Here is a 25,622-nt window from a genome sequence, read left to right on the forward strand (position 1 = left end):
TACGATTCCGTACCAATTGCCGGTTGACGACAGTTGCGGCGTCGCTGGAGTGGCCGGGTGATGCCGGGCCAACCCTTCTTGTGATTGAGCGGACGAGTTTGTCCGCCCCGCCAATCAGATATCTTTCGCCAAGCGAAGTGCGTCGTAGATCGCAGCGTGGGTGTTGCGAGCTGAAACGGCGTCGCCGATGCGGAAGAGTTGGAACTGGCCCTGCGCATTGCGTACCACCGACTGCGGTTGTCCGGTGATGAGTTCATCGTGCGAAATCTCGCCGTGGTTGGTCGATTTCGGTTTCAGTTCGAAATAGATGTCGTCGAGCGGAATGGTGCCGTGATTGACGACAACCTGATCCACGATGCGCTGTTTGGACACGCCGCCATAGTCACTGCCGACATGGGCAATGAGCTGGTTGCCGCTCTTTTCAACAGACTCCAGCCGATAGGTGACCGTGAAGATCACATCGAGTTTTTGCAGAGACCTCATGTACGGCACGAGGTTCATTGCCATGACCTCGGGTGAAAAGGACCGGTCCGGCGTCATGATTTCAACCTTCGCTCCGGCGCCCGCGAGAAATTCCGCGGCCTGGAGTGCCGCGTGGTCACCCGCGTCGTCGTAGATGAGGACATTGGTTCCCGGCTTCACGTCTCCGGAGATGATGTCCCACGAAGACACCACCAACTCGTTGCCCTTCGAAAGGACGTCGGTGTGCGCCACCCCGCCCGTGGCAATGATGACGACGTCCGGGTTTTCAGCCTCGATGGTTTCGGCTTCCGCCCAGCTATTGAACTGGATGCTCACGCCGTGTTTTTCGCACTGGGCCATGCGCCAATCGATGATGCTCATCATCTCCTTGCGGCGTGGGCTCAGTGCTGTCAGGCGGATTTGTCCTCCCGGTCCGCTCGCGGCTTCGAACACCACAACCTGGTGTCCCCGCTCACCCGCCACGCGGGCGGCCTCGAGGCCGGCCGGACCTGCACCGACGACGACGATCTTCTTGCGGGTCTCGGCCTTGGCGACAATGTGCGGCATGGTCAGCTCGCGACCAGTGGCGGGGTTGTGAATGCAGTATGCCGCCCCGCCCTGATAGATGCGGTCAAGGCAATAGTTGGCGCCGACGCAGGGCCTGATTTCGTCTTCGCGCTTTTCGATGATCTTCCGCACGATGTGTGGGTCGGTCATGTGAGCGCGCGTCATGCCGATCATGTCGACCTTGCCCGACGCGATCGCGTGGCGCGCAGTCGCCACATCCGAAATTTTTGCCGCATGGAAGGTCGGAAAGTTGGTCGCGGCACGAATCTCGCCCGCAAAATCAAGGTGTGGGGCGTTCGCCATTCCCTGAATCGGAATGACGTCCGTCAGGCCCGCGTCGGTGTCGATGTGGCCGCGGATCACGTTGAGGTAATCGATAAGTCCGCTTTCCTTGAGGCGTTTGGAGATTTCAAGGCCTTCCGACTTGCCAGTGCCGCCGGGGAGACATTCATCCGCAGTGTATCGCACGCCCAGGATGAAGTCCTCGCCCACCCGTGACCGGATCGCCTTCAAGACATCCATGCAGAAGCGCATGCGATTATCGAGCGAACCGCCATAAGGACCGTCAAGTTCGTTCGTGAGGGGAGACGTGAACTGTTCGAGCAGGTGGCCGTAGGCCTCGAGCTCGACGCCATCCATCCCGCCTGCCTTCATCCGTTCGGCGGCGTCTGCGAAGTCCTTGATGATGCGCTCGATATCCCAGTCTTCAATCTTCTTGGGAAACGCTCGGTGTGAGGCTTCGCGATGATGGGACGGAGCCACAACGGGCAGCCAATCGCCTTTGTCCCAGCGGGTGCGCCGTCCGAGATGGGTCAGCTGGATCATGATGGCGGCGCCCTCTTCGTGCACCGCATCGGTCATTTGCTTGATCCACGGTACGATCTCGTCCTTGTAGGCGAGCAGGTTGTTGAAAACCGGGGGGCTGTCCTTCGAGACCGCCGCCGACCCGGCCGTCATCGTCATCGCCACACCGCCTTTCGCCCGCTCCACCGTGTAAGCAAGATAGCGCTCCTTCGGCATCCCATCCTCCGGATAGGCCGGCTCGTGGGACGTCACGATGATGCGGTTGCGAAGGGTCAAATGCTTGAGTTTGTACGGCTGCAAAAGGGGATCGTTCGACATCTGACGGACTCCGGACTGGGGTGGCAGGTGCAAACGCTATTTGAAAATGTACAGATATGTCAAGTTTGAGTTCTCATAGGTCGATCAAATCGACATAGGTGTACATTTTGCTGGTTTTCACTTTTGCGTTTTGTTAGGTTGGTCGCTCATGGAGCAAATTTCGAACGACAGCGGATGGCGCGGATCGCCGGAGGGGTGGCTTGAAGCCGCCTACGACTTGCTTCTCGAATCCGGCGTCGACACCGTGAGAATTTCGCCCTTGGCCAAGAAGCTGGGCCTGTCCCGCACCAGCTTCTATTGGTTCTTCAAGGATCGAGAAGAACTGTTGGCGGCCCTATTGATCCGATGGCGGGATAAGAATACCGGCAACCTCGTCAAGCAGGCTGAGGCCTATGCCGAGACAGTGGCCGAAGCGATGCTGAACGTTTTCGACTGCTGGCTCGACAAGACCTTGTTCGACTCCCAGTTCGAGTTCGCAGTCAGAAGCTGGGCGCTTCAATCTCCCGAGATCCTGGCGGAGGTACAGACAGCCGATCAGACGCGCCTCGATGCAATGAGCCAGATGTTCGTCCGGTATGGCTACGAAGAAGGCTCGGCCGATGTTCGAGCGCGCACCATCTACCTCGTCCAGATCGGCTACATCTCAATGCAGACCAGGGAAGATCTCGCGGTCCGCATGAAGCGCATTCCCGGGTACGTTGAGATTTTTACGGGCGAGGCCCCACAGAAGCGGGAGCTGGATCGGTTCTTCGCCAGACATGGCCATTCCGCGGGTTGAGGAAGAGTTTCGACGATGGGCGAACCCTTGAGCATCGGAATAATTGGCGGAGGTGGCTGGCTTGGACGGGCCATCGCCGAGGCCATCATCGATGCACAGATAGTCGCCGCTCAGCACCTCACGCTTTCTTACAGAAGCGGGCAACCCGGCTTTCTGCCAAACGCCACATGGACCAGGGACAATCAGGAACTGGCCGACCGATCCGATGTCATCATCGTATCGGTCCGCCCCCAGGACTGGCCTGCCATCGACATCTCTGCGTATGGCAAGCTCGCCATGTCGGTCATGGCCGGAGTGCCTCTCGACCAACTGGCTCGACGTCTCAAGACCGAACGCGTCGTGCGCACGCTTCCGAATGCTGCGGCAGAGGTGCGCAATTCCTATACTCCCTGGATAGGTTCTCGGGGTGTCACTGCGGATGACCGCGATGTCGCCCGTCGGATTCTGGAGGCCTGTGGCGCCGCAGATGAAGTCAAAAGTGAAGCAGATATCGACTATCTGACGGGCCTCACCGGATCCGGCCCGGCCTTTCCGGCCCTCCTTGCCGCAGCGATGATGGACGATGCCGTCGGTCGAGGAATAAGCCCGGACATTGCCCGAAGGAGCGTCAGCGCGGTGCTGATTGGAGCGGGAAAACTCCTCGAGGCTCGCGCAGACAATCCCAAAGACATCGTCCAGACCTTCCTCGACTACCGCGGCACCACCGCAGCAGCAATCGAGGCCATGCGCGCAGCCGGATTTGAAGCGACCGTGGCAGACGGACTTGCTGCAGCGCTTCAGAAATCCGTGAGTATGGGACAAGCCTCCTGATTGCCACACGAGGCGGTTTGCCGTCCTCCGACCCGCAGGTGATGTACAATGTCAAAACTCTTTCCGCATCTGTTTTCACCTGTAACGCTGGGCAGTCGCACCCTGCGAAACCGGATCGTGTTCGGGGCTCACACCGCCAACATGGCCGAAAATGGCGTGCCGACCGAACGGCACGTTGCCTACTATGCCGAACGAGCGATTGGCGGGGCCGGCATGATTGTTGTCGAACCCATGCCCGTCCATCAAGCCGCCGTGCTGACACGCGGCAATTTCCGACCTGGCGACGATAGCGTCATTCCTCATTTCCAACAGGTCACGCGGGCGATCAAGGACCACGGGGCGATCGCCATCCAGCAACTCTACCACGTCGGTGCGCATGGCGATTCGGACAACTCATTTCACGCACATTGGTCGCCCTCGGGCCTTCCGAGCTACCATGACAGCGACGGTTCCCACGCTATGTCGCAGGATGAGATCTGGGAGACCATCGACGGCTTCGTTCAGGCCGCGCGCCGCTGCCGGGAAGCCGGTTTCGATGGTGTCGAAGTCTGGGCTGCCTATGTCGGGCTGATCGATCAATTCTGGACGCCCTGGACAAACCAACGCGAAGACCAATGGGGAGGCTCGCTCGAAAACCGCACACGGATCTCCCGCGAGATCCTGACCCGCATCCGGGAAACATGCGGTCGAGATTTTATCGTTGGGCTCTCGGTCAGCGATGAGCCCGACTACACAGTCGCGCTCAGTCGCCAGGAACTGGCGGAGATCATTCGGTTGCATGATGAGCAGGGGCTGATCGACTACGTGACCTGCGGAACCGGCAGCTACCTCGATTTCTACAAGATAATGCCGACTTTTCTCTACCCGGAGAAACTTGGCGCCGATCTTGCGGCGACCCTCAAGGGCGTGGTCAAGACGGCCCTCGTGGTGGCCGAGAGCCATATCAGGACGCCTGAAAATGCCGAAACGGTGCTCGGCGAAAAGGCTGCGGACCTGGTCTCGATCGTGCGGGGCCAGATCGCCGACCCGCATCTGGCACGCAAGGCCGCGGCAGACCGGCCGGACGATGTGCGCGGGTGCATTTCCTGCAACCAGATGTGCTGGGGCCGCCGTTCACGCGACTACTGGATCAGCTGCCTTATCAATCCCTCGGCAGGACGCGAGTTTGAATGGGGCGGTGACCGGTTCACGGCCGCCGCCATCAAAAAACGGGTACTTGTCGTCGGCGGCGGTCCCGCTGGCCTCGAGACGGCACGCGTTGCCGCCGAACGGGGTCACGACGTGGTGCTGGCCGAAGCCTCCAGCAGACTGGGCGGGAACTTTCTGCTCGCCGGGCTGCAGCCGCGCCGGGGGCAAATCCTCGACCTTCTTGGCTGGTATGAGCGCCAGCTCAGCAAGCTGAATGTCGACATACGGCTGAACACCTATGTCGAGGCATCGGAAATCCCCTCATTCCAAGCCGACACCGTCATCCTGGCCACAGGGTCGGTGTCTCCAGAAACCGGATTTCAGAAGGCGCTGCCGGCAATGCCGAGCCTGCCAGGCATCGAAAAGGGCAATGTCTTCTCGATCGAAGCCGTGATGGCCCGCCATGCGCGACCCGGCAAGCGCGTGCTTTTGCTCGACGAGGGCGGAGGCTGGCGCGGCGGTGGCACAGCCTGGAAACTTGCCGAGGATGGCCATCAAGTGACCATTCTCACGCCCGATCCGCTGGTCGGCAAGGAACTGCAGCGGACAGCTGCCGATTTCCCGCTGCGACGGACATTGCGCCAGCTTGGCGTCAAATGGTTCGTGGACGTCAGCGTTCTGGAGTGGCACGGGGACGGCGTGACCGTCGTCGACCACAACACCCGTGAAGAAAGTTTCGTACCGGGCGATTGCCTTGTTCTCGCAACCACCAACGTGGCGGCGGATTGGCTGGCGAAAGAGTTGAAAGGCACATCGCAACCTTTCACGGAGGTCGGCGATGCCGCCGCTCCACGCCAGGCGCCCTACGCATTCCACGAAGGGAGGAAGGTCGCCTTGCGGCTGTGATAGGCACGCTAGACGGGCCGGATCGATCCAGACAAGCGAAAGACGACGATAGTTACTATGATTAGCGATCCCTCCGAAGCCGGTCTGTCGCTACTTGATGATGCCAATCTTCTTACGATCGATGGTGACGAATACGGCGCAAACGAGAACCGTACCCTTGACGATATTCTGGAGGTATGGATCGACACCGGTCATGTTCATGCCGTTCGACAGAAGCGTGATGATCAGAACGCCAAGCGCGGTACCAACAACACTGCCCACACCTCCGGTTAAAGGCGTTCCGCCGACCACGACGGCAGCAATGACATCCAGTTCAAGCCCTTCCCCGAGCTGCGCTGTGGCGGCCATGGCGCGCGCGCCCTGCAGCAATCCCGCGATGCCGCACAGGGCCCCGAGAAGCACATACATGTAGATTTTCACGCGGGCGACCTGAATGCCGGTCAAGATGGCGACGCGTTCCCCACCGCCGATGGCGCGGACCTCGCGTCCGAACACCGTCCTGTTGATGATGCCATAGGCAAGGACCATCAGCACCAGGCCAATGATCACCGAATTGGGAATGCCCAAAGTACGTTCGGCATAGGCGTTGAGGAATTGCTCGTCGTCTATCGACACTGGAGCGCCGCGGGTGAACAGAAGCACGATGCCGCGATACACCACCATCGCCCCCATGGTGGCTATGAAGGACGGGACCTTGCCCTTGGCGAGGAGCACGCCATTGATCAAACCGGCAACCGCACCAACAGCAATGGCCGGAATGATTGCCGCAGCGCCGAGACGATCGGCCGTCAAGGCCGTTGCCAATGCCGCGAGGGCGACGATTGAACCGACCGAAAGATCGATCGAGCCCGCCATGATGACGAAGGTCATGCCCAGCGCCGCGACCAGCAGCACAGTGCCCTGCTGAAGCACGATGAGAAAGTTGCTGAAGGTGAGAAAGCGCGGCGACGACAGAGAGAATATGACGACGAGCAGAACGAGCATCGCGAGCGGAAAAGTGCGCTTGAGGAGTTCGAAGCTGCTCGCGCTGCGGATTTTTTCGCCGCTTGCGCTCGGCGTCATGGCGGTGCTCGCGGTCTCGTTTGTGTCCATGGTCAGGCCATATGTCCAATGATGTCGTGTTCGGTGGCATCGGCTGCAGTCTCGATGCGATGCGTGACATGTCCTTGCCGGAGCACCAGCAAGCGGTCCGACATACCGATCAGTTCAGGCATGTCTTCCGAAGAAAGGATCACGGCGAGGCCTTCCGCCGCCTTCTGCCGTATGATTCGATAGATCTCCGTGCGAGCGCCGATGTCGACGCCGCGCGTTGGGTTGTTGAGCAGGAGCAGGCGTGGCTGTACGGCCAAGCATTTGCCAATCACCACCTTTTGCAGATTGCCTCCCGAGAGAGAACGGCAGGACGCGTCGATGCTCTGCGTCTTGATTCCGATCCGAGTGATGAGATCGGCCGCAATGGCGATGGCAGCGGGGCGGTCGAAGAATGGCCCATGCCGGGGCGGGCGGACCATCACCAGATTGTCGAGGACACTGAACTCAGCGATCAGCCCTTCATTGTGACGGTCGCCGGGCAGATGGGCTACGCCCTGCCGCCAAGCATCAGTCGGGCTCGATGGCGCGAATGGAACATCCGCAAGCCTCATCGTGCCGTGGCCTAAAGGCAGGTCGCCGCAAATGGCTGCGAACAGCGCTTCGGCGCCAGCGCCTTTCAATCCGGCAAGGCCGAGGATTTCGCCGGCATGAACATCCAGGCTGACGCCGTTGAGTTCGCGCCCAACGGCCACGTCGCAGGCTTGGAAGACAACAGGGCCCCGCGCGGGCTTGCTTGGGTCTGCCGTCAGACGAGACGGATAGATACCTTTCGCGAGGTCGCGTCCCACCATGCGGCGATGAATCTCATTGGGCTCGATCTCGGCTGTACGATATGTTCCGACATATTGCCCATCCTTCAGGATCGTCAGTCCATCGGCGACGGCAAGCACCTCGTCGAGATGATGAGAAACGAAAGCTACGGTCATCCCCTGAACCTTGAGTTCGTTGATGACGCCAAGGACCGCCTGAACCTCGCGGTGATCCAGATAGGCGGTGGATTCGTCGAGGAGGAGAATTTTCGGATTTGTAGATAGAGCTCGGGCGATCTCGATGCATTTCAGCTCGCCGAGATTGAGGCGGCCTGTGTCTGCAGAGACTGGTATTTGCGCGCCGATCCGCTCGAGGATCGCTTGCGCCGCCGATTCCATACGTCTGCGATCGATGAGACCGAGGCGACCGGCGAACCTTCGCAGGCGATCGATAAAGATGTTTTCAGCAACCGACAACGACCGGTTGATCGTGATTTCCTGGTAAACAAGCGACACGCCAAGGGCCGCCGCACCGCTGACACTCTGTGGGGCATATCGTGCTTCGTCCAGCGTCATCACGCCGCTGTCAGGCCGTTCGGCACCGGCGAGCATCCGCAGGGTCGTCGATTTGCCAGCTCCGTTTTCGCCGACGATGGCGTGAACCATACCAGGCAGAAGCACCACCGACACGCCATCCACGGCACGTGTCTGGCCGTAACTCTTGCGCAGATCGCTCGCGGTAAGCGTCATGGATCGAATACGTCCAATGCCCTGGGAGAAGCCTGCCCGCAACCGTGCGGTTGCAGGCAGGCCGAACCTTGCGTTCAGTTGCTGTATTGCATCTCGAAAACGGCTGGCTTGGCGTCCTTGTTGTAGAAGCGGGAGTGCTGTCGGAAATCATAGGTGGGCACTCCGCCCGGAAAGTCCTTTTCAAACTGCGCAACGCGATCCTTGGTCAACGGCAGCAGCTTCAGCTTGACATTGTCAGCGCCCGCGGGAACCGGAACGCCCTTGATCTGGTCGAAGAGGGCGACAAGGGCGAAGCCGCCCTGAAGCCAATGACCGCCGATGTCGAAGAGCAGATCGCCGGACTTTACCGCTTCGACATTCTCAGGGTTGAGATCCATTCCGACGACCATGACCTCCTTCCCCGGCGTTTTCCCGTGGTTCTTGAGAGCGGCCATCACGCCGGTCGCAGTGCCGCCGTTCGCAGCCCAGACGCCGGTGATCTCCGGATTCCCCTGGAAGAGCGATTCAAATGCCGTCTGCGAAGTATCACGGACGAAATTGCCATCGACCTCACCAGCGACACGCACATCGGGAGCTTCCTTGAGAGCGTCTTCCAGACCCTTGCGACGATCAATGGCGACCGAGGTGCCGGCGGTGCCGTTGACCACGCCGATCACTTTTTTACCGTCCGGCCCGGGCTTGATCGCAGCGAACAGCGCCTTGGCCATTTGGTATCCGGCGTCTTCATCGCTCGGCCCGATAAAGGCGATGTAGTTTGGGAAACGCTCGGTTTGAGGCGAAAAATCCGGGTAGCTGTCAGTGAGGATGACCGGTATGTCGGCTTCCTTCGCCAAGGTAAGTCCACGAGCGGCAGTGGCCCAATAGGGCGTGAAGATTATGCCATCGACTTTCTGGGCCACCAGATCCTCGAGCGACTTGACCATCTGGTCGGGCTTGTTGTCGGCGTTGAGCACGACGAGATTCACGCCGAGTTCATCCGCTCCCTTTTTCATGAAGGCGACATAGCTGTTCCAGAATTGCGCATCCAGGGTCGGCACGACAACGCCGACCGTGGGGCCGTCGGCAGCGACAGCCGCCGTTGACAAGAAGGCCGCAGCAGCGACGCCGATGACGGCCGATTTCAGCCTAGACAAGAAAAACATGGTTCCTCCAACCCGGTTCGCAATGGAGCCCACTGGCCCTTTGCATTGCTGATTCATTTAGACTTTTTGACCAGAACTGCTCGTTCTCCAACCACCAGATGACGACGATTGACGACACTTGATTACCATATGCGGTCAAAATCAGTCAAAATAATTCTAAGTCAGCCAAAAACGATAGCAATTCGCCCACCAAGGTGACAAATCATTGGGCTCGCCTGAGGGATTCGTGATATTCGCGATGCAGAGCGCTGTGATTCAGGCGAGCGCGTTGCGACACCATGCGGAGATGCGAACGTGGCAAGGAATGTTCGAAAATCAGCGGCGGAGGACATGGCGCCTGTCGTGTCCGGCGGGTCATGGGAAGACGACGGCGGGCGCGGACGGGTCGATCTGATTCCGGCCAAGCGTCACGCCTTCATTCTCGAATGCCTGAAACGAGAAGGAGCCGTCGGCGTCCAGGAACTCATCGATCTCATCGGCGCGTCGCCTTCGACGATCCGTCGCGATCTCGAGACGCTTGAAAGGCAAGGAGCGTTGGAGCGAACGCATGGCGGGGCGATGCTTCAACGCACGGAACTGGCCACCTTCGAGCCGGATCTCGCCACTGCAGCGCATTTCGCCAGGGCCGAGAAAGAGGCCATAGGCGCTGCCATGATGTCGGAGCTTCGAGCTAGCCAGAGCGTCATTTTCGACGCAAGCACGACCGTTCTGGAAGTCGCCCGCGCCATCGCTGCGGCGCCTATCCCGCTTACGGCCGTGACCAACAGCCTTGCGATCGCGCAGATCCTTGCACCTGTGCCGGAAGTACGCCTGGTCATGCCTGGAGGCACCTGCAAGCCTGGTTCGCTGACCCTTATCGGCCAGCCTGGCGAGAATTTCCTGCGAACCATTCACGCCGACATAGCCATTCTGGGGACGCATGCCATCACCGGCGACATGCTCACGGAGACCTCCCTGGAGGTTGCGGCAATGAAGCAGGCGATGATCGCCGCGGCGCGCCGCGTCGTCGTGCTTGCCGACCATTCGAAGTTCACTGCGCCCAATTTTTGCACCATCTGCCGTCTGGCCGACATCCACCAGATCATTACCGACGAGGGCATCGATCAGGCTCACCTCACCAATCTTCGAACGCTCGATGTGGACGTCAGGGTCGTGCGCGTCAGCCGTTCGGGTTCTTCAGTTGAGCGCTCTTGAGGCTATGGATATCCGGGTCGTCGCGGACGACCTGACCGGGGCCCTGGACAGCGCGGTTTCCTTCGCATCGCCTGGGAATGGCATTGGGGTCAGCTGGCAGCTGGACCGTACGTTTGCGGGGCGTATGGCTATCGATGCCGCCACCCGGGAGGGGCCAGTGGCGACGGCCGTCGAGCGACACCGGACGCTTGCGCCATGGCTTGCCGCCGGACACCTGAGTTTCAAGAAGATCGACAGCCTCTTGCGCGGCCACGTCATCGCCGAAATCGAGGCCTGCATCCTCAACGGGGCGTACCAGCGCGTTGTTCTGGCACCTGCGTTCCCATTTCAGGGACGTGTTACGCGCCTTGGGCGCCAATGGCGACTCGATCAACCCGAAATGGTAGGTCCCGACCTTGTTGCCGGTCTAGGCCAGCGCTTTCCGGCTGGGCGTTCAACACCAGGGTCACGCCCAGTTGATTTCATCACACTCTATGACGCCGAAACGGATGCGGACCTGGACAAGATCGTCGCGACGGTGCCGGAGGGCGCGACGTTGTGGGTCGGTACTGGCGGCTTGGCGGCGGCACTTGCACGGCACATGAATGCGCCACACAAGCCTGTTCCTGCGTTTTCCGCCCCATTCCTGGCCCTTGTCGGCACAAATCATGAGGTCACGGCGGGACAGGTAGCCCTCTTTGCCGCCAGGCATGCGGATGCGCATATCGTCGTGGAACACGACGTCGACAAAGCGAAAATGCGTTTGGCGAAACGGATGATGCGCGGGGAGCCGTCGGCTGTCAGCGTCGTTGCATCGGGCGATCGCCACGTCGTGGCAGATCATATCGGCAAGGTGTTTGCCTCGCTTCTCGCGGGCTTGCCAAAGCCCGGCACCTTGCTCGTCACTGGCGGTGAAACATTGCGATCGGTGTGCGACAGCCTGGGTGCCGTCGAACTCACGGTCGAATGCGAGATTGAGCCAGGGCTTCCGGTTTCCAGAGTCAAAGGCGGCGTTTTCGAGGGGCTAGCCACAATTTCGAAATCTGGCGCATTCGGCGACAGTGCCCTGCTCTGCAGGCTCGCGGCTCTCGCGCGTCGCTGATCAAGACAATCGCCGGCCAAGCACCGGCGGGTCCATCCCCGCCGGTCAAATGGCGTCAAACGATGTCTCAGCAGCCGAATACACCGGGATCGCACCCACGGAGAGGCAGGCAAACAGCCGGATTTTCACCATTCAGGTGATTACGAATGACTGAAAAAGAAAACTATTGCGCATTCATGGTTAGAAGGATTAGAAGATGATCACAATTGACCGATTAGGGGCGTTTATGTCTGGTCCAAGACTCGGCATCACAATGGGTGATCCTGCGGGCATCGGCCCTGAGATCATCGCAAAGGCATGCGCACGGCTGAAACCGCGCCTTGCCGAAGGATCGTTGTCGCTTCTCATTATCGGCAGCGTCACCGCGATGCGTGCAATGGAGTCGATTTCCGGGCGCATCGAGGAGGAAGATCCGTCGGCTTCCGCCGCTGGGACTTTTCCGCCTGTAGCCCTTCTCGAAGCCGGCCCCGAACGGACTCCCATTGAAACGGGCGTCATGTCGGCCGAAGGCGGGCGCCTCGCCTATCTGGCGATCGAAAAAGCTGTTCGCCTTGCACAGGCCGGTTCAATTGCAGGCATCGTCACGGCTCCCCTCAACAAGGAAGCGCTCAATCTGGCCGGCTATCACTATGCCGGTCACACCGACATGCTGGCAGATCTGACAGGCGCCCGCGATTCCGTGATGATGCTGGCCCATGGCGATTTTCGCGTCAGCCATGTCTCGACCCATGTAGCGCTCGCACAGGTTCCGTCGAAACTGACCGAACCTCGGTTGCGGCGGGTAATCCAGTTGACGGTCGAGGCGTTGCACGGCCTTGGCATTGCCCATCCCCGCATTGCGATTGCCGCGCTCAATCCGCACGCCGGCGAAGGCGGCATTTTCGGTCGTGAGGATATCGACATCACGACCCCCGTCGTCGCTTCCTACACGCCCGCCGATTTTACCGTGTTTGGGCCTGTTCCGGGCGATACGGTTTTCGTCAAGTTGCGCGCCCGCCAGTATGACGCGGTGGTCGCGATGTATCACGATCAGGGCCATGTCCCGGTGAAACTGCTCGGCTTCAACGTCGATCCCGCGACCGGTCAGTGGAAGGCGCTCTCCGGTGTCAATGTCACGCTCGGCCTTCCGATCATCCGCACCTCCGTCGATCACGGCACGGCCTTCGACATCGCCGGCAAGGGCATCGCCAACGAGGACAGTCTTATCGAAGCGATCGAGTTCGCGGTCCAAATGGCCGCGGCAAAATCCAACCCTTAGGCGTCGGCACGCCTGCAACGCACGCAGAAGCGGATTGAACCATGGCAGTAGAAGACAAGAAATCCCATCACATGTTGATCGACGGGAAGTTTGTCTCCGGCGAAGCCGGCACGCGCCCGGTGATCAATCCGGCCAACGGCAAGGCCTTTGTCGACGTGCCCGAGGCAAGCCCAGGTCAGGCTCGCCAGGCGATAGAAGCCGCCCGCAAGGCGCAGAAGGCTTGGGGGCTCAAATCACCTCTTGCCCGTGCGGCGATCATGAAGCGGATCGCGGTCTTGATCCGGCAGAACGCCCGACATCTGGCCGAGGTGGTGGTCAGGGAACAAGGCAAACCGATCAATGAAGCAATAGGTGAAGTCGGCGGCGCGGCCGAGTTCTTCGACTACTACGCCGAGTTTGCCCGTCGCATTCAAGGTGAGATCCTGCCATCCGACTATGCGGGAGAGCAGGTCTGGATCCAGCGCGTGCCTGTAGGCGTCGTCGCCGCCATCATTCCGTGGAATTACCCGAGCGCCCTGGTCAGCCGAAAGGTGGCGCCCGCCATGATCGCCGGCGACACCATCGTCCTCAAGCCGCATGAAGACACGCCACTATCGGCACTCGAATTGGGTCGCATCTTTGTCGAAGCGGGCGTGCCGGCTGGCGTGGTCAACATCATAACGGGACCAGGTGAAACCATAGGCGAAGTGCTCTGCACGGAACCCGGAATCGACCTCATCACCATGACGGGCAGCGTGCCGACCGGCAAGCGCATCATGGCCAACGCTTCTCGCAATCTGACGCCGGTTTCGCTGGAGCTCGGCGGCAAGGCGCCATTCATCGTCCTGGCCGATGCCGATCTCGACCTGGCAGTGCGTTCGGCAGCCACCTCGCGCTACATGAATTGCGGACAAGTCTGCATCTGCAACGAACGCACGCTCGTCCATCGTTCGATTTACGATCAGTTCGTCACGCGCTTCGTGGAATTCTCCAAGTCGCTCGTCGTCGGTGATCCGATGCAGGCAAACACCGATATCGGCCCCAAGGTCAGCCGTGAGGAGTTGGAAAAGGTCGAGGCGGTTCTTGCCGAAGCCGTCGCAGGTGGCGCCAGGCTCGCTCTCGCCGGTGGCCGCCCGACCAAGGCGCCGATCGATGGCGGCTACTGGCTCAATCCGACCGTATTGACCGATGTGACGCCCGACATGCCGATCATGACGCGCGAAATCTTCGGCCCGGTCGTGCCGATCATGCCCTTCGACACCTTCGAGGAAGCGGTCAGCATCACCAATGCCAGTCGCTATGGCCTGTCGGCCTATCTTTTCACCAATGATCTGAGCCGCGTCATGAACGCCGTCAACGAGGTTTCGTTCGGTGAGATCTACGTCAACCGGATTGGACCGGAAATGCTGCAGGGTTTCCATGTCGGCTTCCGCGAAAGCGGACTGGGCGGTGACGACGGCGTGCATGGGCTCGAGAGCTACATGCGCAAGAAGACGGTCTACGTGAATTACTCGGGTGCCGCCACGGCGGCATTGATGCCTTACGGGCGCTGAACACCGCCCAACCAGTACGACCAGCCAGGTCGCCACCCGGCCGATACGGCCGTTTCATATGATCGGGAGGAATGAAATGCACTATCGTGGGTTTATGGCGGCCGCTTTGGCCGTGGCGCTGTCAGGAATGGCCGCATCCTCGGCGATCGCCGATGACACCATTCCACCTGAGGCAAAGGCCTTGCTCGAGCCGCTGCCCCTGTCGCCGAGGGGCCAACCCGTCCCGGGCTTCCCGGACGGCCCGCCGGCGGTGTCGCCAGATGTGCTAAAGTTTTCGGCCGACGACCTTGCCAAGCTCAAGGCCGGAAAGTTCACCGCAGGACTGGTGATGCATACCATGGATGCCGGCTGGCCCCAGTTGCAGGTCGCCGGAATCACCAACACACTCAAGGACTTTGGCATCGAGATTGTCGGAACCACCGACGCCAAGTTCCAGCCCGGCCAGCAAATCAGCGATCTCGAGCAGATGATTGCCCGTAAGCCGGATGTGATCTTCTCGATCCCGATCGATCCGAAGTCTGAATCCGAAGCTTACAAGAAGGCGGCAGCCGCCGGCATCAAGCTGGTTTTCATGGACAATGTCCCGGTCGATATGGCGCCGGGCAAGGACTATGTGTCCGTTGTCGCCTCCGACAATGAGAAGAACGCCTATTTCGCAGCGCAGGAACTTGTAAGTGCGATTGGCGGCAAGGGCGAGGTCGGCGTCATCACGCTGGTTTATGACTATTACTACTCCGTTGCGGCCCGCAAGGTCGGCGCACTGAAGGCCTTCGGCGAACATCCCGACATCAAGGTCGCGGATGTCGGCACCTTCACCGCGCCGGAGAAGGCCTACGAGGTTGCCACCGCCATGTTGACGGCGCATCCCGACATGAAGGGCATTTTCGTTGCCTGGGACACGCCCGCCCAGCAAGTCGTGGCCGCGGCCAAGACACTTGGGCGCGATATCGTCGTCACCACGAATGACATCGCCGCGGACAGCGCGCTGAACGTTGCACGTGGCGAATTTCTGGCCGTAGGCGCGCAGCGTCCCTACGACCAGGGCGTCGCCGAGGCCAAGGCGGCCGCGCTTGCGTTGCTTGGACATGAGGTCCCGCCATACATTTCGGTGCCGACATTGCGCGTCAAGAAGCTCGACCTCCTCAGTGCCCTCAAGCAGGTCACAAAGGAAGATGCGCCGGCTTCGGTGGTGAAAATCTGCAACGGCGAGTGCTTCTAGCTCCTTCTTTCGCCGGCGGGCCGCAGCAGTCCGCCGGCGCTCCCCGAGCGATCGAGAAATCGTCATGCCCGAAGCGACAACTTCAACGTCCAAGAACGCTATCGTAACGATGCAACGCATCGGCAAGTCGTTTGGCGCAAACCGCGTGCTTTCGGACATTTCGTTCGATGTCATGGCTGGTGAAACGCATGCACTGCTCGGCGAAAACGGCGCGGGCAAGTCGACGCTCATGAAGATTCTCATGGGGGCGTATCGAACGGATGAAGGCCGGATTCTGTTTGACGGACAGGATGTCACCGCCTTGTCGCTTCGAGAGAGGATCGATCGCGGGATCGCGATGATCTTCCAGGAACTGAGCGTCTTGCCGAACCGCTCGGTTGCCGAGAACCTCTTTGTCCTTCGCGAGCCCCTCGCCTTTGGCCGGCGTGTCGACAGCAGGAAAATGGTTCGCGAGGCTCGGGCTTTGATCGAGCGCTATGCATTCTCACTCGACGCCTCGGCGCGGGTGGGCGATCTGGCCTTCGCCCAACGCCAGATGGTCGAGATCCTCAAGGCGATTTCGCGGGGCGCCAAGCTGCTCGTGATGGATGAGCCGACTTCATCTCTGACCATCCACGAGGAGGAAACGCTCTTTCGCACCATCGGCCAGCTCAAGCAGAACGGGATCGGTATCGTCTACATCAGCCATCGCATGGCCGATGTGCTGCGGCTTTCGGATCGCATCTCGATCATCAAGGATGGGCGACTGGTTGGCCCGCTTGATCCGAGCAAGACATCCATCGAGGATATCGCCGCGATGATGTCGCGGCCAAAGGGCCAAGCGCCTTTGCCAGCCGCCGCAGCGCCCGCGACGCGCCGTCCGGCAACGGCTGCGGGAACCCCTGCCCTGGAGGTCAGCAATCTTGCCACGTCACGCAAGCTGGCTGGCGTATCGCTTTCGATCGACCCAGGTGAGATCGTCGGCCTTGCCGGGCTTGTGGGCAGCGGACGGTCGACCTTGGCCAAGGCCTTGTTCGGCGTCCTTCCCGATGTCTCGGGCGACATCGCCGTCGCGGGTGAACCGGTTCGGCTGGGCAGTGTCACGGGGGCCATCGCTGCCGGTATCGCGCTTGTTCCGGAAGACCGCCGGCTCGAAGGTCTTGTAGGCGGGCGCTCTATCGAGGAGAACCTCTCGCTTCCCCGCCTTTCCGATTTCTCGCTGGCGGGTCCGTTCGGGCCGATGGCGAAGGCCCGGATGACGGCTCTGTTCCGACAATGCCGAGACGATCTCAATATCCTGTGTCGCGGTCCCTTGCAGAAAGCCCAGGAGCTTTCGGGCGGCAATCAGCAGAAGATCGTCTTCGCCAAATGGCTGGCAATGAAGCCTAAGCTGTTGATCCTCGACGAGCCTACCTCGGGCGTCGACATCAACGCCAAGCGCGATATGCGCGAACTTGTGCGTCGTACAGCCGGCGAAGGCGTCGCCGTGCTGCTCGTTTCTTCCGAACTCGAGGAACTCCTGGATCTGTCCGATCGCATTCTTGTGATGGCGGATGGACGGATCACGCGCAGCATCGGTCAAGCGCATGACGAGACAGGACTTCGCGCGATGCTGCAGGCCGAGGCCGCCAGACAAACCAGCATACGCGCCCAGGGAGTTGCAGCATGAAACAGTCGTCGATGCCCTTGCGCGCAAGTGCAATGAATTTCTTACGCGATCACATCACTTATGTAATCTTCCTGGCTATCACCCTCTATTTCGTCCTGTTTGCTCCCCACTTCGCTTCTGTCTCAACTGCAAGCGCGGTTTTGCGCATCACAGCCATCGTCTCCGCAATGGCGATCGGCATGACGTTCGTGATCATCTGCGGTGAAATCGACCTGTCGGTCGGATCCCTCGCCAGCTTTTCAGGGATGATCGGGGCGCTGTTGCTCGAGCAGAATGTCCCGACCTATGTCGCCGCACTTCTGGTTCTGGGCGCCGGCGCCGCGATAGGAGCGACCTCGGGCATCCTTGTTACAAAATTGCGCATTCCATCGTTTCTCGTAACGCTTGGCATGCTCTCCATCTTTTCCGGATTGGCACTAACGATCACCGGCACTCGGCCGGTGTCTATCGTCGATGATGATTTTTCGAACCTGTTCTGGAATGGCAGTTTTCTAGGCATCCAGGCGCCAATCTGGTGGACCATCGTCCTGACCGCCGGCGGCTACTATCTCTTGCACCAGATGCCCTATGGAAGGCGTGTTTATGCGACTGGCGGAAATGCCATAGCCGCCCGCTTTTCCGGAGTGCGCACGGACGGCGTCAAGATCTTTGCCTTTGTGCTGTCGGGCATGACCGCGTCCCTTGCAGGCATGATGCTCGCGGCCCGCTCGACGGCCGGCAATCCCAGCCTGGGAGCGGGTCTTGAACTCGACGTCATCGCGGCCGTGATCATAGGCGGGACAAGTCTCTTCGGCGGCTATGGATCAATTGTCGGTTCCGTCGTCGGTGCAATCTTCATTGGAATTCTCGGCTTTGGTCTTCTCGTGCTCGGTCTTTCCACCAGCATCCAGGAGGTGATCAAGGGAGCCATCATCATCATTGCCGTCTCGTTGAACCGGCGTCGAAGGCAGCAGAACCCATGATCCGACCATGTGCGCTCATTCCAAGAATTCGGCCTCCGCGGCGGTAACTGCGGGGGGATCAATTTGAAAACCGGCGATGGTCGCCGACAGACGGGAGGAAAATGAAATGAAAAGACGTATTGCACTTCTGATGATGGGCGCTCTTGCAGCATCCACCGCAATGTTCACAAGCGCCTGGGCGCAGGACACCTACAAGCCCGACTGCTACGCTTCTGCGCCAGACAGTGCTTCGGTGATCTCGTATCCGAAGAAGTCCGGGCCCTACAAGATTGCCTTGGTCAACGGCTATGTCGGCAACGATTGGCGTGCCAACTCAATCCAGACCGCCAAAGCCTGGGGCGCCCGTCCCGAGAACAAGTCCAAGCTGTCCGAACTGAAGATCATATCGGTGGGCAACGATTCCACGGCGCAGATCTCTGCGATCGACAACTTCATCGCCGCCGGCTACGACGCCGTGATCATCAATGCCGTCAATCCCACCGCCTTCGACGCAGTCGTGAGGCGTGCCAAGCAAGCCGGTGTGGTGCTGGTCACCTATGACAACGTCCTCGATTCCGACCAAGTCGTGCAGATCAATGAAAACCAGGTCGAACTGGGCCGGATCAAGGCGCAGGCCGTGGTCGATGGCATCAAGGCCAAGAAGGGCAATGTTTCGGGTCAGGTTCTGGAAATCGATGGCGTCCCCGGCAACAGCGTCGACCGCGACAACCAAGCGGGCTTCAGCGAGGTCTTCTCCAAGTACCCCGATCTAAAGGCGGTCAAGGTCGAGGGCGACTGGGACGTGGGTACGGCGTCGAAAGTGACGTCCGACGCCATCGCCACCAACGGCAATTTTGACGGCATCGTTGTCCAGGAGGGCTCCGTTGGCGCGCTCGAGGCGCTGGCCGCAGCGAAGCACCCGGTCGTCCCGGTCGGCTTCGACGCCGGCAACGGCACGCGGATGCTGGTCAACAAAGGCAAGTACCCGGGGATCACCGCCGCCCAGGCGCCGGCGTTGGCCGCGATGGCGCTGGAGGCCTCGGTCGTGCTGCTGGAAGGCAACGCGCTGCCCCAGAAGGTTTTCCTGCCTATCCCGCAGAAGAACAATGCGGACCTGGCAGAGGGCCAGGATTTCTACCCCAACCTGCCTAAGACCTTCTACACGGCCACCGGCTTTCCGCAGTGCTTCCCCGTATTCACGCCGGATGAGCTGAACGGCCAGACGGCCGATAACGCCAACTAGGCAATGACACACGAACCTGGCCGGCGTCTGCGCCGGCTGGGTCGACGGCAGGGAGCGCGCATGGCCGACCGCTATGTTGAACTGAAATCGGTGTCGAAATCCTACGGTGGCGTTCCGGCGTTGACTATGGTGGATTTCCGCTGCGAGCCGGGACGCGTGCACGCCATTCTCGGCGAAAATGGCGCCGGCAAATCGACGCTGATGAAATTGTTGGCCGGTGTCATCCAGCCGGACACAGGAACGATCTCCATCGGCGGGCAGACGGTGCGCTTTTCCTCGCCGCGCGAGGCGGCCGAACAGGGCACGGTCTGCATGTTCCAGGAACTGTCACTGATGCCGCACCTTTCGGTCGGCGACAACATCGTGCTTGCCGCCCCTCGCACCCGGATGGGATTGATCGAGCGCGGCGTTTATCGGGAGGCGCGCGAGGCGCTGGACCTCGTAGGGGCCAGGTCGATCCCGCTCGGCGCCCGCGTCTCGGGCCTGTCGCTGTCCGAACGCCAGCTTGTGGAAATCGCCAAGGCCGTGTTCCGCAAGCCCAAGCTTCTTATCCTTGACGAGGCGACCTCGGCGTTGACCAGCGAACTCGTCGAAACGGTGTTCGGTGTCCTCAGAATGCTGAAGGAGCAGGGCGTCGCGATCCTTTTCATCTCGCATCGCATGCACGAGGTCGACGCCATCGCCGACCGCATATCCGTCTTCCGCAACGGCAAGCATATCGAGACCTTCGACGTCGGCGCGCGCACGACCGATGAGATCGTAGGCCTGATGATCGGCCGCTCGCTGGAAGAGCTGTTTCCGCCGCGCCGCCCGCCTGTGCCCGACACGGCGCCGCTCGTTCTGGATGTGTCGAACGTCAGTTGGCAAAGCCAGCTTGTCGACGTGTCGCTTGCCGCGCGCGCCGGCGAAATCGTCGGGCTCGGCGGTTTGGACGCGCAGGGACAGCAGCAGATCATGCATGCTGTCTTCGGTGTGCTGCGCGGCGTGACGGGCCGCATCACGCTCAATGGCAAGCGACTGAATGGTCTGCAGCCGCCGAGGGTGAAGCAATCCGATATCGGTCTGGCGCTCGTGCCTGAGGATCGCAAGACCGAAGGGTTGATCCCCAGCATGTCGGTGGCGCAAAACCTGCGCTTGGCGGTTCTTGGGCGCGCCCCCTTCGGCCTGCTCGACCTGAACGGCAACAACGAGGCCCGGCTCCAAGAACTGATCGAACGGCTGGCACTGACCTACGGTTCGCTCGACGACCCCGTCTCGACGCTGTCGGGCGGCAACCAGCAGAAGGTGGTGCTGGCCAAATGGCTGGTGTTGTCGCCCAAATGTCTGCTGCTGATGGACCCGACACGCGGCATTGACCTGCCGACCAAGGCTCAGATCTACAGGCTGCTCACCGACCTGGCGGCCGAGGGGATGGCTGTGATCCTGCAATCGACCGACTATGAGGAACTTATCCACTTGTGCGACCGGGTCTATGTCTTCTACCGGGGCAGTGTGGCCAAGGAACTAAAGGGCGATCAGCTATCCGCCGATGCGCTCATCGCCGCCTCGATGAACGTGCACCTTCACGCTGAGGCCCGAGCATGATGACCTGGCTACGCCAAAACGCAAAGGAAGCGATTGCCGCGCTCGCGCTGGTGATACTTTTCGCCGGCTATATAGCCATCCATCCACGCGGCTTTTCAACCTATGTGGTTACCATCTGGTCGAACCAGGGGACATTGCTTGGGCTTGCCGCGATCGCTCAGTTCTTTGTGGTTCTGGTCAAGGGAATCGATCTGTCGGTAGGGTCTATTATTGCGCTGACCAACGTGGTGGCCTCGTTCCTTCTCAATGGATCTCCGACCTCGATTGCCCTTGGTATGATTGCAGTGCTGGCCGTCGGGGTGGCTTGCGGGCTGGTGAATGGGATCGTGGTTGTCTATGGCCGGGTGCAGCCAATCGTCACCACCCTTGCGACGGGTGGCATCTTCGGTGGCATCGCTCTGCTTCTGCGGCCTACGCCCGGAGGCAGCATCAATGAGACAATGTCAGATGCGCTCACCTATGCAGTGGCAGGCGCCCCGGTCTCGGCGATTATTCTTGTCATCGTTCTTGTCGCTCTGATGGTCCTTCTGCGCCGGTCGGACATCGGTCTCGGCCTCTATGCCGTCGGATCGTCGGAACAGTCGGCTTACATGACCGGCCTTCGCGTGAACCGGCTCAAGCTCATTGCCTACGGCAGCAGCGGCTTTATCGCGGCCCTTGCCGGCATCTATGTCAGCATGGTCACGCTTACTGGCGATCCCAATATCGCGCCGTCCTACACGCTGAACTCGATCGGCGCCATCGTGTTGGGCGGAGTGGCGTTGAGCGGTGGCGTCGGCAGCCCCATCGGCGCCGTTATCGGCGCTTTGATCCTCAAGACGATCTCGTCGCTGATGTTCTTCTCCGGGCTGCCGCCGTTGGCGCAACCGTTCTTCGAGGGATTGATCCTCGCAACCGCAATTGCACTCGGCGCGCTCGGCGTTTTCCGGGTGCGCAGCCGGCTTGAGTTGTACCGCTGATGACTGATGCAGCCGCACAAAGCGCTACGTCCTACAAATCCCGTCGCTGGCTAAGCCGGGACCACGTATCGGTCCTGCTGATTGCGCTGGGCTGCGTCGCTCTGCTGTTGGGCGGTTCGCTGTTGTACCCCGGCTTCCTGAAGCCCGGCTACATTCTACAGCAGCTTCAGATCGCCGCCTTTCTTGGTATCATCGCAACCGGTGCCATGCTGGTGATCCTGCTGGGCGAGATCGACCTTTCGGTGCCGTGGACGATCACTGGCACGGCGATTGTCGTCATCTCGGCCTCTGGCAGCTCCAATCCCGTGATCGCCAGCCTGGCAATTCCGCTGGGCCTATGCTTTGGCATGGGTGTTGGGCTCTTGAACGCCATCGGTGTTGCCGTTTTTCGCGTACCCGCGATGGTCTGGACGCTAGCGGTCAACGCCATGCTGCTTGGCGCCACGGTTTTCTACACCGGAAACAGCCGTCCCAACGGCGAGGTCCCCTGGCTGGCGACGCAGGCGGCGATCGGTCGGACCTTCGGCATCCCCAACGCCTTTCTCGTATGGCTCGGTGTCGCCGTGATCACAGTCTGGATGCTCCGGCGTACCGTCTATGGCAACTACCTCTGTGCACTGGGCAATTCGCGACGTGCAGTGTTTCTTGCCGGGGCGCGGGTGCGTCTGGTAACAGTGGCGACCTTCGTCCTTGCCGGAGTGTTTTCGAGTTTCGGCGCTATCCTGCTGCTCGGCTACACCAACCAGGCCTATCAGGGCATGGGCGACCCTTATCTTATGCCGGTCATCTCGGCTGTGGTGGTCGGGGGAACCTCCATTCAGGGTGGTCGAGGGAACTACATCGGCACCTTCGCCGGTGCGATCTTCATCACGCTTCTGTCGTCGATCCTTTCGGTGATGCAGATGCCCGCTGCCGCGCGCGAGATGATCTTCGGTGCGATCATCCTGGTCATGCTGCTTGTCCACGGTCTCACCAATAAGAACAAGGACATCTGAACGCTCCTGGCGAAGCCGGAAGCTGCGTGTCGCCAATCCGACCTACAGCAGTGATGCCTTCACCGATCGCCGGCCTGAAAATCTGGAGCAGCGTCCTTTGCCGCGGCAAGCGCTCCCCAGATCCTTGACGGTGTCGCCGGCATTTCCAGTTGCTGAACACCCATCGGCAGCAGGGCATCCTTGATGGCGCTCATGACCGCGGGCAGCGCGCCCACCGTCCCAGCCTCGCCCGCTCCCTTGACACCAAGCGGGTTGGTCGTGGTGGGGACGGAATGGCTTTCGACGTTGATAGAGGGAAGATCGTCGGCGCGAGGCATGCCGTAGTCCATAAACGACCCCGTCACGATCTGGCCGTCCTCGCTGTAGACGACCTGCTCGCTCAATATCTGTCCAGCACCCTGGGCAACGCCGCCCTGGATCTGTCCCTTGACGAGCATCGGGTTTATCAGCACGCCGACGTCGTCGACGACGTGATAGGCGACGATGCCGGTCATGCCCGTCTGCGGATCGATTTCCACTTCGCAGATGTGGCATCCATTGGGATAGGTGGCCTGCTCGAGCGCAACGATTGCCGTCTCCTGAAGGCCGATTTCCAGTCCCAAAGGCATTCTGGACGGCACGAAGGAAGCGATTGCTACCTCGGCCAGGGAAATGTTCCGGTTAGTGCCGGCAACTGAAAAATAGCCATCCCTGAATTCAATGGCACTTCCCGGCGCATTCAGCAGGTGTGCTGCGATGAGGCGGCCTTTCTCGATGACCTTCTGCGTCGCGCGCACGAAGGCCGCTCCAAACGCCATCATGGTTCGCGATCCGAATGTTCCGCGCCCGTGCGGCACGGCGTCGGTATCTCCAAAGATGATTTGCACGTTCTCGCACGACAATCCGAGGAACTCCTGCGCCATCTGGAGGTAGGCAGTCTCATGACCCTGTCCCTGCGAATGGCTGCCGGCCAGGATTGTCACATTGCCCGACGAATCGAAGCGGATTTCCGCGGACTCTTCGAAAGGACGCTCGAATGGTCCGCCGGCGATCTCGATGACGCAGGCGATGCCGATTCCTCGCAGAAAACCGCGGGCCTTTGCTTCCTCCCGGCGTTCTTCGAACCGGCCCCAGTCGGCGGCGGCGACACATTTGTCCATGACGGCCTCGAACTCGCCGCTGTCATAGGTAAACACAAGCGGTGTCCTGAAAGGCATCGCGCTTGCAGGGATCATGTTCAGTCGCCTGATCTCGACCCTGTCAATGTTCAACTGTCGAGCCGCCTTGTCGATGATCTGCTCTATGCAGAACGACGCCTCGGGGCGGCCCGCGCCGCGGTATGGGCAAGTCGGCAGCGTATTGCTGAAGACGCCGCGCACGACCACGTCGAAAGCCGGAGTCGTGTACTGGCCGGCCAGTCCGCCGATATTGTTGGTCGGCGAGTGAAGCCCATTGGATGCGACATAGGCTCCGAGATTGGCCAAAGTCGAAACGCGAAGACCCAGGAACCTGCCGCTCTCATCCAGGGCAAGAGATACGTCGGAGACGTTGTCGCGTGATTGATGGTCGGACAAGAAACCCTCCGACCTTTCGCATATGTGCTTGACCGGACTGCCGACGAGTTTGGAGGCCCACAGCACAAGAATGAGTTCGGGATGCAGACTGGCCTTCATGCCGAAGGCACCGCCAACGTCCGGCGCGACAATCCTGAAACGGCTTGGTGGCAGACCGAACACCTGAGCGATCTCGCGGCGCATCGCATGAGGCGACTGCATGCCGGCGTAAAGTGTGAATCTCTGCGTTCGTCCATCGAACGCGCCCAGGGCTGATCGCGGCTCAAGCGCGTTGGTGGCGACGCGGCTGATGACGAAACGCTCCGACACGACATGAGCCGCCGAGGCGAAGGCGGCGTCGCAGGCCGACCTGTCCCCGGATCGTTGCTCGAAGCAGATGTTGCTCGGTTGTGAGGGCCAAACGAGCGGGGCATCGGGGTTCGCCGCTTCGGCGGTGTCGACCACGAAGGGCAGGCTTTCGTACTCGATTTCAATCAGCTCTGCCGCATCTTTCGCTTCGTTGAGCGTGTCGGCGACGACGGCCGCAACGGCGTCACCGACGTGGCGCGCGCAGCCGTCAGCCAGGGGAAGGTATGGCGGAACGAAATTCGGCTGGCCATCGGGCTGATTGCGCCGCACCCGCGTTGGGAAGGGATGAAAATTTTCTGTCGCCATCTCCTCGCGCGTGAGCACCGCCCTGACGCCCGGCGCGCTTCGCGCCTGCGAGGCATCGATGGAAACGATCCGCGCCGCCGCATGGGGCGAGCGGACGACGACGAGATGAAGCACCCGCGAAAATTCGGTCGACACGTCGTCGGTGTAGCGGCCAAGGCCGCGAATGAGGCGCAGATCCTCCCGCCTTTCGACGGATGCTCCGATGCCGCCATTTTCCATCAGCAGTTTGCCTCTTATACCGTCATGGTCGGCTCG

General features: G+C 60.6%; 19 protein-coding genes. 14 read left to right on the forward strand and 5 right to left on the reverse strand.

Features of this window, described 5'->3' with window-relative positions:
• Nucleotides 1-114: 114 nt before the first annotated feature.
• Nucleotides 115-2,151 (reverse strand): oxidoreductase, encoded by a 2,037-nt coding sequence (locus AC1D08_RS12930; protein WP_477423243.1) that lies wholly within the window; start codon nt 2,149-2,151, stop codon nt 115-117.
• A gap of 148 nt (nt 2,152-2,299) precedes the next feature.
• Between AC1D08_RS12930 and AC1D08_RS12935 the strand changes: the two genes are divergently transcribed.
• From AC1D08_RS12935 to AC1D08_RS12945, 3 genes are read left to right on the forward strand one after another with little or no spacing between them, the layout of a single operon-like run.
• A complete protein-coding gene (locus tag AC1D08_RS12935) occupies nt 2,300-2,929 on the forward strand; it encodes a TetR/AcrR family transcriptional regulator (protein ID WP_457154040.1) in 630 nt (209 codons plus the stop codon).
• 15 nt (nt 2,930-2,944) lie between these two features.
• Nucleotides 2,945-3,739, forward strand: coding sequence for a pyrroline-5-carboxylate reductase family protein (locus tag AC1D08_RS12940; RefSeq protein WP_477423245.1), 795 nt, complete (start codon nt 2,945-2,947; stop codon nt 3,737-3,739).
• A 48-nt stretch (nt 3,740-3,787) separates the two neighbouring features.
• The gene (locus AC1D08_RS12945; RefSeq protein ID WP_457154038.1) at nt 3,788-5,773 is read left to right on the forward strand and encodes an oxidoreductase; all 1,986 of its coding nucleotides are present in this window, start codon (nt 3,788-3,790) and stop codon (nt 5,771-5,773) included.
• Nucleotides 5,774-5,863: 90 nt separating this feature from the next.
• Here AC1D08_RS12945 and AC1D08_RS12950 read toward each other — a convergent pair whose 3' ends face one another.
• The 3 genes from AC1D08_RS12950 to AC1D08_RS12960 form a co-directional block, all read right to left on the reverse strand.
• Nucleotides 5,864-6,865: an ABC transporter permease gene (locus tag AC1D08_RS12950; protein WP_477226587.1), complete on the reverse strand. Its 1,002-nt coding sequence runs from the start codon at nt 6,863-6,865 to the stop codon at nt 5,864-5,866.
• Nucleotides 6,866-6,867: 2 nt separating this feature from the next.
• Nucleotides 6,868-8,364 (reverse strand): sugar ABC transporter ATP-binding protein, encoded by a 1,497-nt coding sequence (locus AC1D08_RS12955; RefSeq protein ID WP_477226586.1) that lies wholly within the window; start codon nt 8,362-8,364, stop codon nt 6,868-6,870.
• Nucleotides 8,365-8,438: 74 nt separating this feature from the next.
• Nucleotides 8,439-9,563 (reverse strand): ABC transporter substrate-binding protein, encoded by a 1,125-nt coding sequence (locus tag AC1D08_RS12960; protein WP_477226585.1) that lies wholly within the window; start codon nt 9,561-9,563, stop codon nt 8,439-8,441.
• 273 nt (nt 9,564-9,836) lie between these two features.
• Between AC1D08_RS12960 and AC1D08_RS12965 the strand changes: the two genes are divergently transcribed.
• The 11 genes from AC1D08_RS12965 (at nt 9,837) to AC1D08_RS13015 (ending at nt 23,160) form a co-directional block, all read left to right on the forward strand.
• A complete protein-coding gene (locus tag AC1D08_RS12965; protein ID WP_477423247.1) occupies nt 9,837-10,700 on the forward strand; it encodes a DeoR/GlpR family DNA-binding transcription regulator in 864 nt (287 codons plus the stop codon).
• A gap of 4 nt (nt 10,701-10,704) precedes the next feature.
• On the forward strand, nt 10,705-11,781 hold the full coding sequence (locus AC1D08_RS12970; RefSeq protein ID WP_477344649.1) for a four-carbon acid sugar kinase family protein: 1,077 nt from the start codon (nt 10,705-10,707) through the stop codon (nt 11,779-11,781).
• 253 nt (nt 11,782-12,034) lie between these two features.
• Complete coding sequence (gene pdxA, locus AC1D08_RS12975; protein ID WP_457153650.1) at nt 12,035-13,039, forward strand: 4-hydroxythreonine-4-phosphate dehydrogenase PdxA; 1,005 nt, start codon at nt 12,035-12,037, stop codon at nt 13,037-13,039.
• Between the two features lie 41 nt (nt 13,040-13,080).
• Nucleotides 13,081-14,571: an aldehyde dehydrogenase gene (gene aldA / locus AC1D08_RS12980; RefSeq protein ID WP_477423249.1), complete on the forward strand. Its 1,491-nt coding sequence runs from the start codon at nt 13,081-13,083 to the stop codon at nt 14,569-14,571.
• 76 nt (nt 14,572-14,647) lie between these two features.
• Complete coding sequence (locus AC1D08_RS12985; protein ID WP_457153648.1) at nt 14,648-15,790, forward strand: substrate-binding domain-containing protein; 1,143 nt, start codon at nt 14,648-14,650, stop codon at nt 15,788-15,790.
• A gap of 64 nt (nt 15,791-15,854) precedes the next feature.
• Entirely contained in the window at nt 15,855-17,438 is a 1,584-nt protein-coding gene (locus tag AC1D08_RS12990) for a sugar ABC transporter ATP-binding protein (RefSeq protein ID WP_457153647.1), read from the forward strand.
• Nucleotides 17,435-18,400 carry an ABC transporter permease gene (locus tag AC1D08_RS12995; protein ID WP_477423251.1) on the forward strand — a complete coding sequence of 322 codons (966 nt, stop codon included), beginning with the start codon at nt 17,435-17,437 and terminating at the stop codon, nt 18,398-18,400. Before AC1D08_RS12990 ends, AC1D08_RS12995 begins: the two co-directional genes overlap by 4 nt.
• Nucleotides 18,401-18,506: 106 nt before the next feature.
• Complete coding sequence (locus tag AC1D08_RS13000) at nt 18,507-19,622, forward strand: sugar ABC transporter substrate-binding protein (protein ID WP_457154889.1); 1,116 nt, start codon at nt 18,507-18,509, stop codon at nt 19,620-19,622.
• Between the two features lie 60 nt (nt 19,623-19,682).
• Nucleotides 19,683-21,206 (forward strand): sugar ABC transporter ATP-binding protein, encoded by a 1,524-nt coding sequence (locus tag AC1D08_RS13005; RefSeq protein ID WP_477414947.1) that lies wholly within the window; start codon nt 19,683-19,685, stop codon nt 21,204-21,206.
• Nucleotides 21,203-22,165: an ABC transporter permease gene (locus tag AC1D08_RS13010; protein ID WP_477226576.1), complete on the forward strand. Its 963-nt coding sequence runs from the start codon at nt 21,203-21,205 to the stop codon at nt 22,163-22,165. Before AC1D08_RS13005 ends, AC1D08_RS13010 begins: the two co-directional genes overlap by 4 nt.
• On the forward strand, nt 22,165-23,160 hold the full coding sequence (locus AC1D08_RS13015; protein WP_477423252.1) for an ABC transporter permease: 996 nt from the start codon (nt 22,165-22,167) through the stop codon (nt 23,158-23,160). Before AC1D08_RS13010 ends, AC1D08_RS13015 begins: the two co-directional genes overlap by 1 nt.
• Nucleotides 23,161-23,219: 59 nt before the next feature.
• On the opposite strand, the gene AC1D08_RS13020 is transcribed toward AC1D08_RS13015, so the two are convergent.
• On the reverse strand, nt 23,220-25,586 hold the full coding sequence (locus tag AC1D08_RS13020; RefSeq protein ID WP_477423352.1) for a xanthine dehydrogenase family protein molybdopterin-binding subunit: 2,367 nt from the start codon (nt 25,584-25,586) through the stop codon (nt 23,220-23,222).
• Between the last annotated feature and the right edge of the window lie 36 nt (nt 25,587-25,622).

Source organism: Mesorhizobium sp. P2_E6, from assembly GCF_056403835.1.